Raw genomic sequence first — 15,075 nt, 5'->3', positions numbered from 1 at the left:
CCGGACTTGCGCAAGCGTCGTTGGTTGGGGTCAATCGAGAATAGCCGGCACAGCGCCTGCAACGTTGCAGTTTTACCGGAACCGTTAGGGCCAATCAGGAACGTAAGCTTTCGGAAATCGATAGTGACCGGCTCCGCGCCGAACGACTGAAAACCACACGCGCGCATCTGCTTAAGTATCAACGTTCGAATCCCTTCTGGCTAACCATGACCGGCGAGCCAGGATCTCAGGCACGTTCTGTATGAGTGACGCTGTAGCGGGCCAATCCTAGCTCAGGCCGTCGTCGCGCGGTAGCCAAATAGTGGCTCAGAAGTTTTCTGCAACTAGTCATGCCGACCGTAGCGGCAAGGATTAACTCAGCAACCTCAACCAGACCTTCGAGTTGCTGTCGGCTTGCCTAGGCCTTGCATGCTGAAAATGTGGAAAACCGCAGGATCCGGCGGCACGCATTAACGTTGAGCCGCCGGATCAAGATGGAACTAGGCAGGAAGCGACGCTGATAGGTTAGTTTGAATCTTCATTTCTACGCCTGTTCGCGGATTGCCCTCGGCACGGCTAACGGTCAAGTAGAAGCAGGCCAAGTAGACCTGCTCCCACCTGCGCCCTTAAGCGTATTCAGCTAGCGAACGTACTTTGCCACCTTCAAACTTCAGCAACTCACACCAAGGCTGGATGGTATTGAGCGCTTCGACAGGCGACAACTCGGCGTTTGAAACGTAGCTGATATGCAGCAAGTCACGGGCGCGGGTCATCGCAACATACAGCTTGGCGACATCAGCAGCATCAGTCGCTTCTTGCGGGCGAGTACTGGAGAGCGACTCAGCCACGCTAGCAAGGAATACAGTGCCAAATTCAAAACCTTTGGCGCTTTCTACGGTAGATACGCGTACTCCTGGGGCATCGATCGAAGCCTTGATGTCAACATGAGGTATGCCCGAGCGTTCCATGGCTTGAGTGACGTCACTTCGGAAGGCTCGCGACCGTGAGATCACGCAAACATCATCGAGCGCGTCATCGCCATGGACCTCCCTGATTTTGGTGATGGCGGAAATGACGTAGGCCAGTTCGTCCTCCTTGCTTTTGCAGCGGACGAGCCCTGGGCGCTCACCCCGCCGAACGGCAAAGTCAGGTGCCAACGGTTTCTGTTGTGAGTCTTCATCAATGTCCGAGAACTCGTAGTTGATGATCAACGCATACGCGGCCTGCAGGATCTCTTTGGTGTTGCGGTAGTTCTTCTTGAAAACACTCGCCCGGTTGAGCGTGATACCGAGCGTCTTCAGCGAAAAACCCCGCTTGTAGATAGTCTGCGCACCATCACCTACCAGGAAAAGACCATCTGGGGCTGTTTTCAGCAAATCACCAGCTTCCGTCCGGATCAACGACAGCATATGAATCTCGTTCTGGCTCAGATCCTGAACCTCATCGGCCAGGACAGCACGCCAGCGTTTGGTGCTCTTTTCACCCTGAGCACTCAGAAGGGTGATGGCGTCCTGCACGATGCCCTCAAAATCAGGTACACGGCCCTGTGCGATGATCTGTTCATAGGCTTGGAGGCCCTGCATGACCTGTTTGCGGGCAGGCTCCGCCAACGCTTTACCCCGACCGATGCGTCGGAATGATGACTTCACGTAGTTCGAGTAGTCAGATGGCAGCAATCGGGTGCGGATGTAACTCAGCTCTTCTCGCAAGAAATGCTTGAGGTCATGCGGGGACAATCGGCCAAGCGCAGACGCACCGGTATTGAACTCAGGCACGGCCTTGATAACCGCAGCCATCGCAGCATCGGTGTAAGACTCAACTGGCCTGCGGGTTGGATCGGGCTTCAGATCATGGACAAGATCACGCGCTAACGCCTGGATAGTCGTAACATGGATCAGCGAGCGTTCCGGGCCGCACAGGGACGTTACGAGCGAATTCAGCAGCTTGCGCATGCTGTCAGTCAGCGTCACCACCAGGACGTATTCGCCGTATTTTTTGGCCAAGAACTGAGCACGATGAACCAAGACACACGTTTTTCCGCTCCCGGAAACACCTCGCAAACGCGAAGGGCCTGCAAGGTCAGCGTGTGCGATCTTGCGCTGCTCAGGATGCAGGTACAGCATCCACTCTTCCCGGTTGGACGGGTCAGGCATGCCCTCTTCTTCTTTCCAGGTGTAGAAGGTTTCTGCGTTGATCGGCGCATTGACAGCTTCCCAGAGTTCAGTAGCAGTGGCCTCATGGGCCTGCTTGGCGTCCAGACGTAGACGTTGGCGAGCACCTTCCAGGTCGCCATGGTCGGCCATACCCAGCAGATCCGCCGCCAGCACAGCCGACTCGATATCCTGCTCCTTTTCGAACTTGTCCAAGATGCTGTTTGCTGCTTCACCCCAATCACCTTTAGTGACCCCCAGCAAAATCTGAATGGTCTCTGCGCGAAGTGTCGAACCTTTGAAGTCTTCGGCAGAGAACGTCGAAAGCAGCGGCTCATCCAGGACGTGCTCGGGTGTGTCTAACGAAACGTCGATGATCGGTGCTCGGATTGGCTCTTCCGCACTGGAGACCTGGATGAAGTCGATCTTGCCGTCAGAATCCTTACGCACCCATTTGTAACCTCGGTGCAACTCCAGCCAGGTATCGGAATCGGCATGGGAACCGACAAACAGCATGATCAGAAAATCTTCGGTACCGACCTTGTTGCGCTGCAGCACCAAACGGTAACCGTCGCCGAGTTCGTACTTCTCGCAGTCCAGGCGCGACTCACCATGTTTCGTGCGCTCCAGGCGAATTTGGTCGCTCAGGTTTGCTTGGGTGCAAGCGGCTTCAGCGCGTTGGGCCGCAGTTTTACCCACTTTGTCAGCTTTGCTGAGTTCTCGAAGCATTTTACGGAATGAGCGCGGGATGATGACCTGAGGCATAACCTTCCTTGATAAGTCGACGTGGATGTCAGACCGCCTGGAGCCTTCGCACGAGGCGTTGAGCTGGAATCGTGGCACATTGCTACGTTTACTTCGATGCTTTTAGTGTCAAATTGCCATTATTTAGACGAAAGTCGTACCCGCCAGCCGCGAAAAGCTGCCGTCGACTATCAGCGCATGAGGCACGAATCGAGAACGCAGTCGATGTGATGCGGGTCTTCCTTCGCTGAGTGGCAGAGAGGGGTTGGCGGGTGAATGTGGTCGGCGGGGCTATCGGGTTTCGCCGTGGCGTTGCGATTACTCGACACGGATAGGTAAGCGTCGACAATTCACGCTGGCCGATGGCACACGCCTGGACCTCAATACCGACAGCCGCGTGGATGTGACCTTCGACGCCGGCCGGCGCCTGATCCATCTGCACCAGGGCGAAATCCTGGTGGACACCGCCAAGGATCTGCGCCCGCTCAGCGTACGCACCGTTGCCGGCGATATCCTCGCCCTCGGCACCCGTTTCAGCGTGCGCCAGGACGCCGCCTCGACGCAGGTGGTGGTGGCCGCCCATGCCGTGGAAGTACGCACCCGTCGGTCATCTGAGAGGGTGCGCATCGATAGCGGTTACGGCATGCGCTTCAGCGCTGACAGCGTGGGGCCGCTGCGCGCCCTGCCCGCCGATGCACTGGCCTGGGTTCAAGGCATGCTGGTGAGCATCGATTGGCGTCTGGGCGATGTGGTCCACGAGCTGGCGCGCTACCGCCCCGGTTATCTCGGGTGTAACGCGCAAGTCGCCGAGCTGCGGCTGTCCGGAGCATTCAATCTCGATGACACCGACCTCGCCCTGCTCAGCCTGGAAGACGCCTTGCCGATCCGCGCACGGCGCATGACACGCTATTGGGTGCGTTTGGAGCCACTCGAACTTCATTCATGACCCGCGCAGACGCCCACACTCGACTTACTGAAAATATTTGTGGTCGTATCGACCACATCGGCGAAGCTGCTGCCCGCCTCGACCAAGATCGCATTGAGGTTGGCGACGGGACCTGGAAGAAGGCCCGCACCGGACCATCGGCTATCTCTGGTTCCGCACGGGCAAGGCACTGCCGCTGGTGCTGCAACAAAGCGAAGACCGTATCGAAGTCCAGGGGCGCTCGGCGCTGACGGTCGACGACGGCAACGCCTACCTCGCCGCCGGCCTTGCCGGACTGGGCGTGCTCTGGCTACCGTACTACATGGCCAGGCCGCACCTCGCCAGCGGCCCCTGGGGCTTCTCGAGTGATCGACCCAACGCCACTGCTCAACATGATCAGCGCAACCTCATTCACTCATGTTCAAGGCCCGAATCGAGTTCACCACTTGCTGCTGCGCATGATACGAAGACCTGACCAAAGGCCCCGAAGCCACGTTCGCAAACCCCATCGCCAACCCCTGCTCGGCAAACCAGGCAAAGGTATCCGGGTGCACGAACCGCTGCACCGGCAGATGACTGCGCGAAGGCTGCAGATACTGCCCCAAGGTCAGCATGTCGACCTGGTGCTCGCGCATGCGCTTCATCACCTCGATCACTTCCTCATCGGTTTCCCCCAGCCCCAGCATCAACCCCGACTTGGTCGGCACCGTCGGTACACGCTGCTTGAACCGCTCCAGCAGGTCCAGCGACCATTCGAAGTCCGACCCCGGCCGTGCTGCCTTGTATAGGCGTGGCACGGTCTCCAGGTTGTGGTTGAACACATCGGGCGGCTCCTGCTCGGTGATGGCCAAGGCCACGGCCATGCGACCCCGGTAATCCGGCACCAGGGTTTCCAGCTGGATGCCCGGCGACAGCTGGCGGATCTCGCGCAGGCAGTCGACGAAGTGCTGGGCGCCGCCGTCGCGCAGGTCGTCGCGGTCCACCGAGGTAATGACCACGTACTTCAGGCGCAGGTCGGCGATGGCGATGGCCAGGTTCTTCGGTTCATCGGCATCCAGCGGCTTGGACCGGCCATGGCCGACATCGCAGAACGGGCAACGTCGGGTGCAGATGTCGCCCATGATCATGAAGGTCGCGGTGCCGCCAGAGAAGCACTCGCCCAGATTCGGGCAGGAGGCTTCTTCGCACACGCTGTGCAGCTTGTGCTTGCGCAGCAAGGCCTTGACCCGCGCCACCTCCGGCGAGGTGGGAATTTCCACGCGGATCCAGTCGGGTTTGCGCGGCACCTCCTCCGTAGGCAGGATCTTCACCGGAATGCGCGCCACCTTCTCGGCGCCGCGCAGTTTCACCCCGGCCTGCAGCGGCTGCGGGCGCTTGGCGAGATGTTGCAGTTGCTCTGTGGACATGGCTGACTCCTGGCATTCGATGGTGTAGACCGCCAGCGCTGTGCTGACGGTCGCCGAGCTCTGCAGGGGGTCAGTCTGGATAGACGGGGAACTGCTTGCACAGCTCCGCCACGTGCCGGGCCACGTGAGCCTCGACGTCGGCATCGCCGAGGTGCTCGAGGATGTCGCAGATCCAGGTCGCCAGGGCGCGGCATTGCGGTTCCTGGAAACCACGGGTGGTCACCGCCGGGGTGCCGATGCGCAGGCCCGAGGTCACGAACGGCGACTGCGGGTCGTTGGGCACGGCGTTCTTGTTCACGGTGATGTGCGCACGGCCCAGTGCGGCGTCGGCGTCCTTGCCGGTGATGCCCTGGCGGATCAGGCTGACCAGGAACAGGTGGTTGTCGGTGCCACCGGACACCACGTCGAAACCGCGCTGCATGAAGATCTCGGCCATGGCCCGGGCGTTGTCGATGACCTGGCGCTGGTAATCCTTGAAGCCAGGCTCCAGGGCTTCCTTGAAGCACACCGCCTTGGCCGCGATCACGTGCATCAGTGGTCCGCCCTGCCCGCCTGGGAACACCGCCGCATTGAGCTTCTTCTCAAGATCCGGGTTGGCCTTGGCCAGGATCAGGCCGCCACGTGGGCCGCGCAGGGTCTTGTGGGTGGTGGTGGTGACCACGTCGGCGTAAGGCAGCGGATTGGGGTACAGCCCTGCTGCCACCAGGCCGGCGACGTGGGCCATGTCGACGAACAGGTAAGCCCCGACCTTGTCGGCGATCTGGCGAAAACGCGCAAAATCGAGGGTTTTCGAATAGGCCGAGAAGCCAGCCACGATCATCTTCGGCTTATGCTCGACAGCCAGGCGCTCGACTTCGTCGTAGTCGATCAGGCCGTTGGTATCGATGCCGTATTGCACGGCGTTGTACAACTTGCCCGAGGACGACACCTTGGCGCCGTGGGTCAGGTGGCCGCCATGGGCCAGGCTCATGCCCAGCAGCGTGTCCCCGGCCTGCAGCAAGGCCAGGTAGACCGCCGCATTGGCCTGGGAGCCCGAGTGCGGCTGGACGTTGGCGTAGCCGGCACCGAACAGCTGCCTGGCGCGGTCGATGGCCAGTTGCTCGACTACATCGACGTGCTCGCAACCGCCGTAGTAGCGCTTGCCTGGGTAGCCTTCGGCGTACTTGTTGGTCAGCTCGGTGCCCTGGGCCTGCATCACCTGGGGGCTGGTGTAGTTTTCCGAGGCGATGAGCTCGATGTGGTCTTCCTGGCGCTGCACTTCGCGGCTGATGGCGGCGGCAAGTGCCGGGTCGAAATCGGACAGGGTCAGGCTCTTGTGGAACATGGGTGTGATTCCTTCTTGTTGGTTCAACAGGATCAGGCGTCTTGATAGCTCGACAGCGGCGGGCAGGCACAGGCCAGGTTGCGGTCACCGTAGACGTTGTCCACGCGCCCCACCGGCGGCCAGTACTTGCCGTCGCGCAGCTCGGCCAGCGGGTATGCCGCCAGCTCCCTGGCATAGCGATGCGGCCATTCACCGACCAGTTCGCGGGCGGTATGCGGGGCGTTCTTCAGCGGGTTGTCGAGCGGGTCGAGGGTGGCGTTTTCCATCGCGCGTATTTCCTCGCGGATGCAGATCATCGCGGCGCAGAAACGGTCCAGTTCTTCCCTGGATTCACTCTCGGTCGGCTCGACCATCAGCGTGCCAGCCACCGGGAAGGACATGGTCGGGGCGTGGAAGCCGAAGTCGATCAGGCGCTTGGCCACGTCCTCGACGCTGATGCCGCTGGTGTCCTTGAGTGGACGCAGGTCGAGGATGCACTCGTGGGCCACCAGGCCGTTCTCGCCGGTGTACAGCACCGGGTAGTGTTCCTCCAGGCGCCGGGCGATGTAGTTGGCATTGAGGATCGCCAGCTGGGAGGCGCGCTTGAGCCCTTCCCCGCCCATCATGCGGATGTACATCCAGGTAATCGGCAGGATGCTGGCACTGCCATAAGGCGCCGCACTGACCGCGCCCTGCGGGTTCGGCAGGTGGCCATGGCCTGGCAGGAACGGCGCCAGGTGCGCCTTGACGCCGATCGGGCCGACGCCTGGGCCGCCGCCACCGTGGGGGATGCAGAAGGTCTTGTGCAGGTTCAGGTGCGACACGTCGCCGCCGAACTTGCCAGGGGCGCACAGGCCGACCATGGCATTCATGTTGGCGCCATCCAGGTACACCTGGCCGCCGTGCTCGTGAATGATGTCGCAGATGCGGGTGATGGCATCCTCGAACACCCCATGGGTCGAGGGGTAGGTGATCATCAGCGCCGCCAGTTGGTCCTTGTGCTGCGTCGCCTTGCGCTGCAGGTCGGCGACATCGACGTTGCCACGCGCGTCGCAGTCGACCACCACCACCCGCATGCCGGCCATCTGCGCCGTGGCCGGGTTGGTACCGTGGGCCGACGAAGGAATCAGGCACACATCGCGCTCCGCCTCGCCGCGGCTGGCGTGATAGGCGCGAATGGCCAGCAGGCCGGCGTACTCGCCCTGGGAACCGGCATTGGGCTGCAGGGACATGGCGTCATAGCCGGTGGCTGCACAGAGCATGGCCTCCAGTTCATCGGTCAACTGGCGGTAGCCCAAGGTCTGCTCGGCCGGGGCGAACGGATGCAGGGCGCCGAACTCGGGCCAGGTGATCGGGATCATTTCACTGGCGGCGTTGAGCTTCATGGTGCACGAGCCCAGCGCGATCATGCTGCGGTCCAGGGCCAGGTCCTTGTCGGCCAGGCGGCGCAGGTAGCGCATGAGTTCGGTTTCGCAGTGGTAGCGGTTGAACACCGGATGCTGCAGGAACGGGCTTGCGCGCAGCAGCGGTACGGGCAAGCAATCGCCACTGCCTGCGGCCAGGGCGGCGAAGTCCGGAAGCGCTTGGCCCGCTTCGGCAAAGACCTGCCACAGGGCCTCTACACTGGCCTGTTCACAGGTTTCATCCAGCGACATCCCCACCCGCAGTTCGTTGATCGGGCGCAGGTTCAGGCGCGCCGCGCTGGCGGCAGCCAGCACATCGGCCACAGGCCTGGCCGTGACCACGCTGACGGTGTCGAAGAAGTGCACCTGCTCGACCTTGTGCCCTAGCTGTTTCAGCCCTAGCACCAGGATCGCGGTCAGCCGATGCACGCGCCGGGCGATCTGCACCAGGCCCTCGGGGCCGTGGTAGACCGCGTACATGCTGGCGATGTTGGCCAGCAGCACTTGCGCGGTGCAGATGTTGCTGGTGGCCTTCTCGCGACGGATGTGTTGCTCGCGGGTCTGCATGGCCAGACGCAGGGCAGGCTTGCCGAAGCGGTCGACGGAGATGCCGACCAGGCGCCCGGGCATGTCGCGCTTGAATGCATCGCGCGTGGCAAAAAACGCCGCGTGCGGCCCGCCGAAGCCCAGCGGCACACCGAAGCGCTGGGCGCTGCCCAGCACCATGTCGGCACCGAACTCGCCCGGCGGGGTCAGCAAGGTCAGAGCCAGCAGGTCGGCGGCTACGGCCACCAGGGCGCCAGCGGCATGGGCGCGTTGCACCAGAGCGTTGTGGTCGGTAATGGCGCCGGTGCTGGCCGGGTACTGCAGCAGCAGGCCGAAGTATCCGTCCAGCGCCTGGTTTTCCAATGCGGCTTCATCACCGACCACCACTTCGATGCCCAGCGGCTGGGCTCGGGTGCGTAATACATCGAGGGTTTGCGGGTGGCAATGACAGGAAGCGAAGAATGCCGGCGCCTTGTTCTTCGCCAGGCGCTTGCAGAAGGTCATGGCCTCGGCGGCGGCGGTGGCTTCGTCGAGCAACGAGGCGTTGGCGATTGGCATGCCGGTGAGGTCGCTGACCAGGGTCTGGAAGTTCAGCAACGCTTCAAGGCGGCCCTGGGAAATTTCCGCTTGATAAGGGGTGTAGGCCGTGTACCAGGCGGGGTTCTCCAGCAGGTTGCGCAGGATCGGCGTCGGGGTGTGGCACGGGTAATAGCCCTGGCCGATGTGGTTGGTAAACAGCTGGTTTTTCGCAGCGATGGCCTTCAATGCAGCCAGGGCCTCTGCCTCGCCCTGCCCTTTGGACTGCTCGAGCACGCTGCTGCCCTTGATGCTGTCAGGGATGACGCTGTCGATCAGGGCTTGGAGGGAATCATGGCCGACGAGCGCCAGCATGGCGTCGATATCGCCCTGGCGTGGGCCGATATGGCGGGCGATGAATTCGTTGTCGGTGCCCAGCGGGATGGATGCGGTGGTCATGGCAGCACCCTGGCTCAGGCGTTGTCGGCCAGGAAGCGGTCGTAGCCTTCCTGATCCATCAAGATGTCGAGGTCGGCAGGGTCTGCCACCTGGATGCGAAAGAACCAGCCCTCCTGCATCGGCGAGCTGTTGATCAGTTCCGGGTCGTCGGCCAAGGCCTGGTTGACCGCCACTACCTGGCCGTGCAGCGGCATGGTGATATTGCTGGCGGCCTTCACTGACTCCAGCACGGCCACTTCCTGGCCCTCCCCGTACTGACCCAGTTCGGGGAGTTGCACGAAGACCACGTCACCGAGGGCTTCCTGCGCATAACTGGTGATGCCCACGGTCAGTTCCCCGGTCGCTTCCAGACGCAGCCATTCGTGTTCGGGCGTAAAACGCAGTGTGCTCATGGATCTTCCTCTCTTGTTATCAGGTGGGTCCTGGTGCAGGACTGACTGATACAGAGCAAGGGCGATGCCAAGTCAATAAAACCCAAATATATCAATACGTTAGAGTTTTTTCGCTCCATCCCATGTCGCCGGGCCGGAGCGAATCCGCTCCACTGCAGCTTCCCGGCTGCCAGCCCCGACGGGGCAAGCCAATGGACGCGCGGAGCACGCCCGACTGGAGCACGATCACTCCAGTGGAACGTATTGACACCAGGCCGCCTAGGTGGCCCGGTTGGCAATGCCGTATTTGCGCAAGCGTTGGCCAATGGCCGTGTGCGAAGTCTGCAGTCGCAGGGCCAATTGACGGGTCGAGGGGTAAGACGCATACAGTTTTTCCAGCAGGGACTTTTCGAACCCCTGCACCGCCGCCTCCAGGCTGACGATCTCTTGTGCCTCGGACTGCTGGCTGTTCAAGGCAGTGCCGGCCAGCTCCAGGTCGTCGCAGTCGATCACCTCCCCTTCGCTGATGGCCGCCGCGCGGAAGATCACGTTCTGCAGCTGCCGCACGTTGCCCGCCCAGCGATTGCCCAGCAGCAGCGGATGGGTGGCCAGCGCCAGCCGGCAAGGCGAGCGTTGTATCTGCGCACAGGCCTGGCGCAGGAAGTGCTCGGCCAGCAGCAGGATGTCCTTGCCGCGCTCGCGCAGGGGCGGCACCTTCACGTTGAGCACGTTGAGGCGGTAGTAGAGGTCCTCGCGGAAGCTGGCGTCGACCACCATGTCTTCCAGGTTGCGGTGGGTGGCGCACACCACCCGCACATTCACCCGCACCTCGCCGCCGCCACCGACCCGGCGAAAACTGCCGTCATTGAGAAAGCGCAACAGCTTGGCCTGCAGGTAAGGTGACATCTCGCCCACTTCATCGAGAAACACCGTACCGCCATCGGCCAGCTCCAGCAGGCCCGGCTTGCCACCGCGCTGGGCACCGGTGAAGGCGCCGGCGGCATAGCCAAACAGTTCGCTCTCGGCCAGGCTCTCTGGCAACGCTGCGCAATTGAGCGCCAGGAACGACGCATCGCGCCTGGCACTGAGCGCATGGCAGGCACGGGCCACCAGTTCCTTGCCGGTACCGGTCTCGCCCTGGATCAGCAGCGGTGCCTCAAGGCTTGCCACTTTCTGCAGGCGCACCTTGAGCTCCTTGAGTGCCGTCGAATCCCCCAGCAGCGCCTGCAGTCCGTCGGTATGGTCATGCAGCAACGACGCAAGGCGCTCGCCCATGCGGCTTGGCGGGTAGAGGGTCAGCAGGCCACCCACCAGGGCATCCGCCCCGCCGCTGATGGGCGTGGCTTCCAGCAACAATGTCTGGCCCTGCAGGCTGACCTCGCACATGGGCAGGCGAAAGCCTTTGTCGATCAAGGTCTGCGCCAGATCCACCTCGGCGAACAGGCGCGACAGCGGTTCACCGGCAGGCTCACGGCCGAGCAGGCTGACCAGGGTGGGGTTGGCCAGCAGCACATGGCCACCAGGGTCCACCGCCAGCACCGGGTCGCCCATGGCCGCCAGCAGCGCCTCCAACTGCAGGCGCCGGCGATGCCCGGGCAGGAAGTCGACCAGCTCGACCGCCTGCACGCCGACCACCCGCAACAGTGCATCGTGGAGCTCGTCGAGCACGATCGGCGACAGCGTCGGGGCATCGATGTAGACGTTCGGCGGAATCATTTCAACCGCGTCCAGGTTGAGGTTGCGCGACCCCAGCAGTGCCAGGATTTCCTGGGTGATACCGACGCGGTCGATGAAGTTTACGTGGATTCTCATCAAGGCTCCCTGCTTCGCAAACGACCACAGGGGGCCGGCGCACATTGCGCCGTCCCCCTGTGCAAGACGTGAATGTGGCGATCAATCCGCTTCGAGCGACAACTGCACGTTCCCCTGTTTCTTCTGGCGGATGGAGCGGTAGGACAGGCCTAGCACGGCAAACCACACCGGCACCAGGTACAGCGCCAGGCGCGTATCGGCTTCCAGCGCCAGCAAGCCAAGAATGAAGGCGAAGAACGCCAGGCAGACCCAGCACATCAGCGTGCCGCCTGGCATCTTGTAGGTCGAAGCGCGGTGCAGTTGCGCGCGCTGCTTGCGGTAGGTCAGGTACGACAGCAGGATCATCGACCAGACGAACATGAACAGGATGGCCGACACCGTGGTGATCAAGGTGAAGGCGTCGAGCATGTTCGGCATCAGGTAGATGACCAGCGCGCCCGCTGCCAGGCAAACACAGGAGAAGATCAGGCCATTGGAGGGGACGGCGCGGCTGGACAGCGTGCCGAACTTGCCAGGTGCATCACCCTCCATCGCCAGGCCGTAGAGCATCCGGCTGGTCGAGAAAACGCCGCTGTTGGCCGAAGACGCGGCCGAGGTCAGCACCACGAAGTTGATGACCCCCGCTGCCGCTGGCAGGCCGGCCAGCATGAACAGTTCGACGAAGGGGCTCTTGTTGGCCACCACATCACGCCAGGGTGTCACGACCATGATGGCGATCAGCGCCAGTACGTAGAAGACGATGATGCGCACGGGAATGGAGTTGATGGCCCGCGGCAGGTTGCGTTCCGGGTTCTTGGTTTCAGCCGCGGTGGTGCCCACCAGCTCGATGCCGACGAATGCGAACACCGCAATCTGGAAGCCGGCGAAGAAGCCCATGGCGCCATGGGGGAACATCCCTTGGTCGTTCCACAGGTTGGCCAGCGACGCGGCATGGCCGACCGGCGACTGATACGCCGCGGCCACCATGTACATGCCGGTACAGATCAAGGCACAGATGGCGACGATCTTGATCATGGCGAACCAGAACTCCAGTTCGCCGAACAGTTTCACCGTGAGCAGGTTGAGCGACAACAACAGCGCGACACAGGCCAGTGCCGGCAACCACAACGGTATGTCAGGGAACCAGAACTGCGAATAGGCGGAGATGGCAATCACATCGGCAATACCGGTTACGATCCAGCAGAACCAGTAGGTCCAGCCAGTGAAGAACCCTGCCCAGGGCCCCAACAGGTCGGCCGAGAAATCGATGAAGGACTTGTACTTCAGATTCGACAGCAACAGCTCGCCCATCGCCCGCATGACGAAGAACAGCATGAAGCCGATGATCATGTAGACGAAGATGATGGACGGCCCGGCCAGACTGATGGTCTTGCCTGAACCCATGAACAGGCCAGTGCCGATGGCACCACCGATGGCGATCAATTGGATGTGGCGGTTGGAAAGACTGCGCTTGAGTTCGGGCTCTTCGCCATCCGGTGGACGGCGACCCCTAGTGGAGTCAGTCATCGTGTATTCCCTTGGAGGTTTAATTGTTTTTATAACTTCGCAAGTTCACCCGCCTGAACTGGACAGGGAGACTTGCCAACCCAGCGAGACCCAAGGGACGGAGCAAGCAATGTGCCAGGCAGGCAACACCGCTGAAATCGGGGGGGGTTATCAATTTGACGCTGTTTTGACTGGAACGTAGTCACTCCACGAACCCGGCCCGTTCAGGGGCTACGACGGCGTGAAAGCCCATGATTGCTAGGCTTGCACGCAGTGTATCGATATCGATCCAGTGGAGCGGTTTGTGTCCGACCAGGGCGGGTTCGTCCCCCCCCCGACAGCTTGGTGCATCACGTAAAGACGCACCCTTTGCGTCTTGCCGTGATGCGCTGACATTGACGATCAGATCGTCACATCTTGCCCACGCGTTCGTCCGGCGTTTCACAGCGTACCAATGGATTTACCGGAGTACTGCCAAGCACCTTGTGATCGACGTGATCTACCCAAATGCCGTCGACGAAGATGTTGAACCTCAAGCCTTGCGGAATGTGGGACAACGTCACATCCACCGCAGACCCGCTCACTTGAATACGCTCCACAACCTTGCGCGACAACGGCAGTACATTGGCCGTCGGCGTCTTCAGCATGCGATAGCCATACTCGAACTTGACGTGACCCGCATCATCGGACACCAGTTGAGTCACCGATGGGTCGAGCAAATTCGATACGCCCAGCAATGACAATGACTCGCCCTTGCGGCGAGCGGTGAAGCCGAGTGTCGTTGAATCAACAGTCAAGCGCATGGTCAGACGGTTCGCATTGGCAGCAGCCAGCCGTTCGAGACTCTCCTGGATATCGGCATATTCCGCATCGTCAAGCGGTGCGGGTATCGCGGCACGGCTCGGCCGGTCGATTCGGGCCACCCTGCCAGCCACCGGCGCACCCAGCAGCTTGTCGAGCACTCCACGGGAGTCGTGCTTGCCGTCGAGGGTGGAGTCTCTGGTGTTCTCGAAACAGTTTTCCTTGATCAGACCCAAGGCGAACAAGGTCTCATCGGTCAACATGCGGTAATTGTCACCCAGACCTACGGCATAGGACGCTCCCACATCCGAATGGGCACCTGGCAGGTACAGCGTGTTGATCCGGGGCACAAAAGCGTCCGCCATTGCCTCGCGCGCCGTCGGCATGTCGATGTCGACCGGGAAAAGCGGCCGTGCCTCGTCACGGGCTACAAAATGCAGCGAGTAGTTGACGGTGCCAGGCAAGCCCAGTCGCACGCCGCTGTAGGGGCCCGTGGATACGCTGTCATACAGCAAGGCGTAGAATCGCAACGAGGCATGGCTTGCGCCTTGCTTGCGCTGCCTTTCACGCCATTGCTCGTCCACGATGTTCATGAAGTGACGGGCGCTTGCCGCCCCACGACTGAACCCTGTCACGAACACCCTGATCTCGCTGTTCGGCTCTACTTGCAGCACCTGATCGATCTGCGCAAACAACGTCTTGCTTGCACGTTCGGCAGTGCTGACCATCGAGCGCCCCAGCGCCGCGTCGAAAGCATCAATGCGCTTGCCCTGCATACCCACACCGGGATAGTAGTGCATCCCCGGCACTCTCTCGGCAATGTAGGAAACGATAGTCTGGCGTTCTCCCTCAGGAATGCGCTGTTGATCGTTGAGGGTGCCATCAAAGGCATAACCGAGGACTATCGGCGGTCGATCGGGTTGATCCTGATGAAAGATATTGGGAGCAAATACCTGGTACTGGGCATCCTCGATCAGCTTGTGATCGCTGGGCCCCACGGGTATGGATGCGCCCCCCGAAAACAAGCCGGTGCACCCGCTGGCGGTGAGAATCCCAGCCAACAGGACTAGGTTTGACAACTGAGAACGACGTTTGCGTTGCATTGCTTTCCTAGGCGTTGGTTTTCCTTGACCTCGCCATGATATCAAAACGACATACTTTACTCGAACCTAATG

At 61.5% G+C, this 15,075-nt stretch carries 10 protein-coding genes and 1 pseudogene; 2 read left to right on the top strand and 9 right to left on the bottom strand.

The features are described from left to right. Both PPL01S_RS24815 and PPL01S_RS20695 read right to left on the bottom strand, forming a co-directional pair. Positions 1 to 182, bottom strand: a 182-nt coding sequence (locus PPL01S_RS24815) for an AAA family ATPase (RefSeq protein WP_156056269.1), incomplete at its 3' end; no start/stop codon positions are given. 423 nt (positions 183 to 605) lie between these two features. Further along, the gene (locus PPL01S_RS20695) at positions 606 to 2,894 is read right to left on the bottom strand and encodes a 3'-5' exonuclease (RefSeq protein ID WP_050483653.1); all 2,289 of its coding nucleotides are present in this window, start codon (positions 2,892 to 2,894) and stop codon (positions 606 to 608) included. 244 nt (positions 2,895 to 3,138) lie between these two features. Here PPL01S_RS20695 and PPL01S_RS20690 point away from each other — a divergent pair, with 244 nt between their 5' ends. Together PPL01S_RS20690 and PPL01S_RS25815 are read left to right on the top strand one after the other, a co-directional pair. Next, positions 3,139 to 3,819 carry a FecR domain-containing protein gene (locus tag PPL01S_RS20690; protein WP_248694071.1) on the top strand — a complete coding sequence of 227 codons (681 nt, stop codon included), beginning with the start codon at positions 3,139 to 3,141 and terminating at the stop codon, positions 3,817 to 3,819. A 109-nt stretch (positions 3,820 to 3,928) separates the two neighbouring features. After that, a pseudogene (locus PPL01S_RS25815) lies at positions 3,929 to 4,147 on the top strand (type 2 periplasmic-binding domain-containing protein); the annotation flags it as partial. 58 nt (positions 4,148 to 4,205) lie between these two features. On the opposite strand, the gene lipA reads toward PPL01S_RS25815, so the two are convergent. The 7 genes from lipA to PPL01S_RS20655 all read right to left on the bottom strand — a co-directional run bounded on the left by lipA (position 4,206) and on the right by PPL01S_RS20655 (position 15,003). Then, positions 4,206 to 5,204: a lipoyl synthase gene (gene lipA, locus PPL01S_RS20685; protein ID WP_028625333.1), complete on the bottom strand. Its 999-nt coding sequence runs from the start codon at positions 5,202 to 5,204 to the stop codon at positions 4,206 to 4,208. A 70-nt stretch (positions 5,205 to 5,274) separates the two neighbouring features. Further along, complete coding sequence (glyA, locus tag PPL01S_RS20680) at positions 5,275 to 6,528, bottom strand: serine hydroxymethyltransferase (protein WP_028625334.1); 1,254 nt, start codon at positions 6,526 to 6,528, stop codon at positions 5,275 to 5,277. A gap of 32 nt (positions 6,529 to 6,560) precedes the next feature. Beyond that, on the bottom strand, positions 6,561 to 9,431 hold the full coding sequence (gene gcvP / locus PPL01S_RS20675) for an aminomethyl-transferring glycine dehydrogenase (RefSeq protein WP_028625335.1): 2,871 nt from the start codon (positions 9,429 to 9,431) through the stop codon (positions 6,561 to 6,563). Positions 9,432 to 9,445: 14 nt separating this feature from the next. Continuing rightward, on the bottom strand, positions 9,446 to 9,823 hold the full coding sequence (gene gcvH / locus PPL01S_RS20670) for a glycine cleavage system protein GcvH (RefSeq protein WP_028625336.1): 378 nt from the start codon (positions 9,821 to 9,823) through the stop codon (positions 9,446 to 9,448). A 258-nt stretch (positions 9,824 to 10,081) separates the two neighbouring features. Beyond that, entirely contained in the window at positions 10,082 to 11,614 is a 1,533-nt protein-coding gene (gene gcsR, locus PPL01S_RS20665) for a transcriptional regulator GcsR (protein ID WP_028625337.1), read from the bottom strand. An 81-nt stretch (positions 11,615 to 11,695) separates the two neighbouring features. Continuing rightward, positions 11,696 to 13,120 (bottom strand): D-serine/D-alanine/glycine transporter, encoded by a 1,425-nt coding sequence (gene cycA / locus PPL01S_RS20660; RefSeq protein WP_028625338.1) that lies wholly within the window; start codon positions 13,118 to 13,120, stop codon positions 11,696 to 11,698. A gap of 389 nt (positions 13,121 to 13,509) precedes the next feature. Continuing rightward, entirely contained in the window at positions 13,510 to 15,003 is a 1,494-nt protein-coding gene (locus tag PPL01S_RS20655) for a T6SS phospholipase effector Tle1-like catalytic domain-containing protein (protein WP_156042663.1), read from the bottom strand. Between the last annotated feature and the right edge of the window lie 72 nt (positions 15,004 to 15,075).

Origin of the sequence: Pseudomonas plecoglossicida NBRC 103162 = DSM 15088 (genome assembly GCF_000730665.1) — a bacterium.
GTDB lineage: Bacteria > Pseudomonadota > Gammaproteobacteria > Pseudomonadales > Pseudomonadaceae > Aquipseudomonas > Aquipseudomonas plecoglossicida.
Note: the sequence above shows the minus strand (reverse complement) of the source record. Positions and strands in the feature narration are given on the sequence as shown.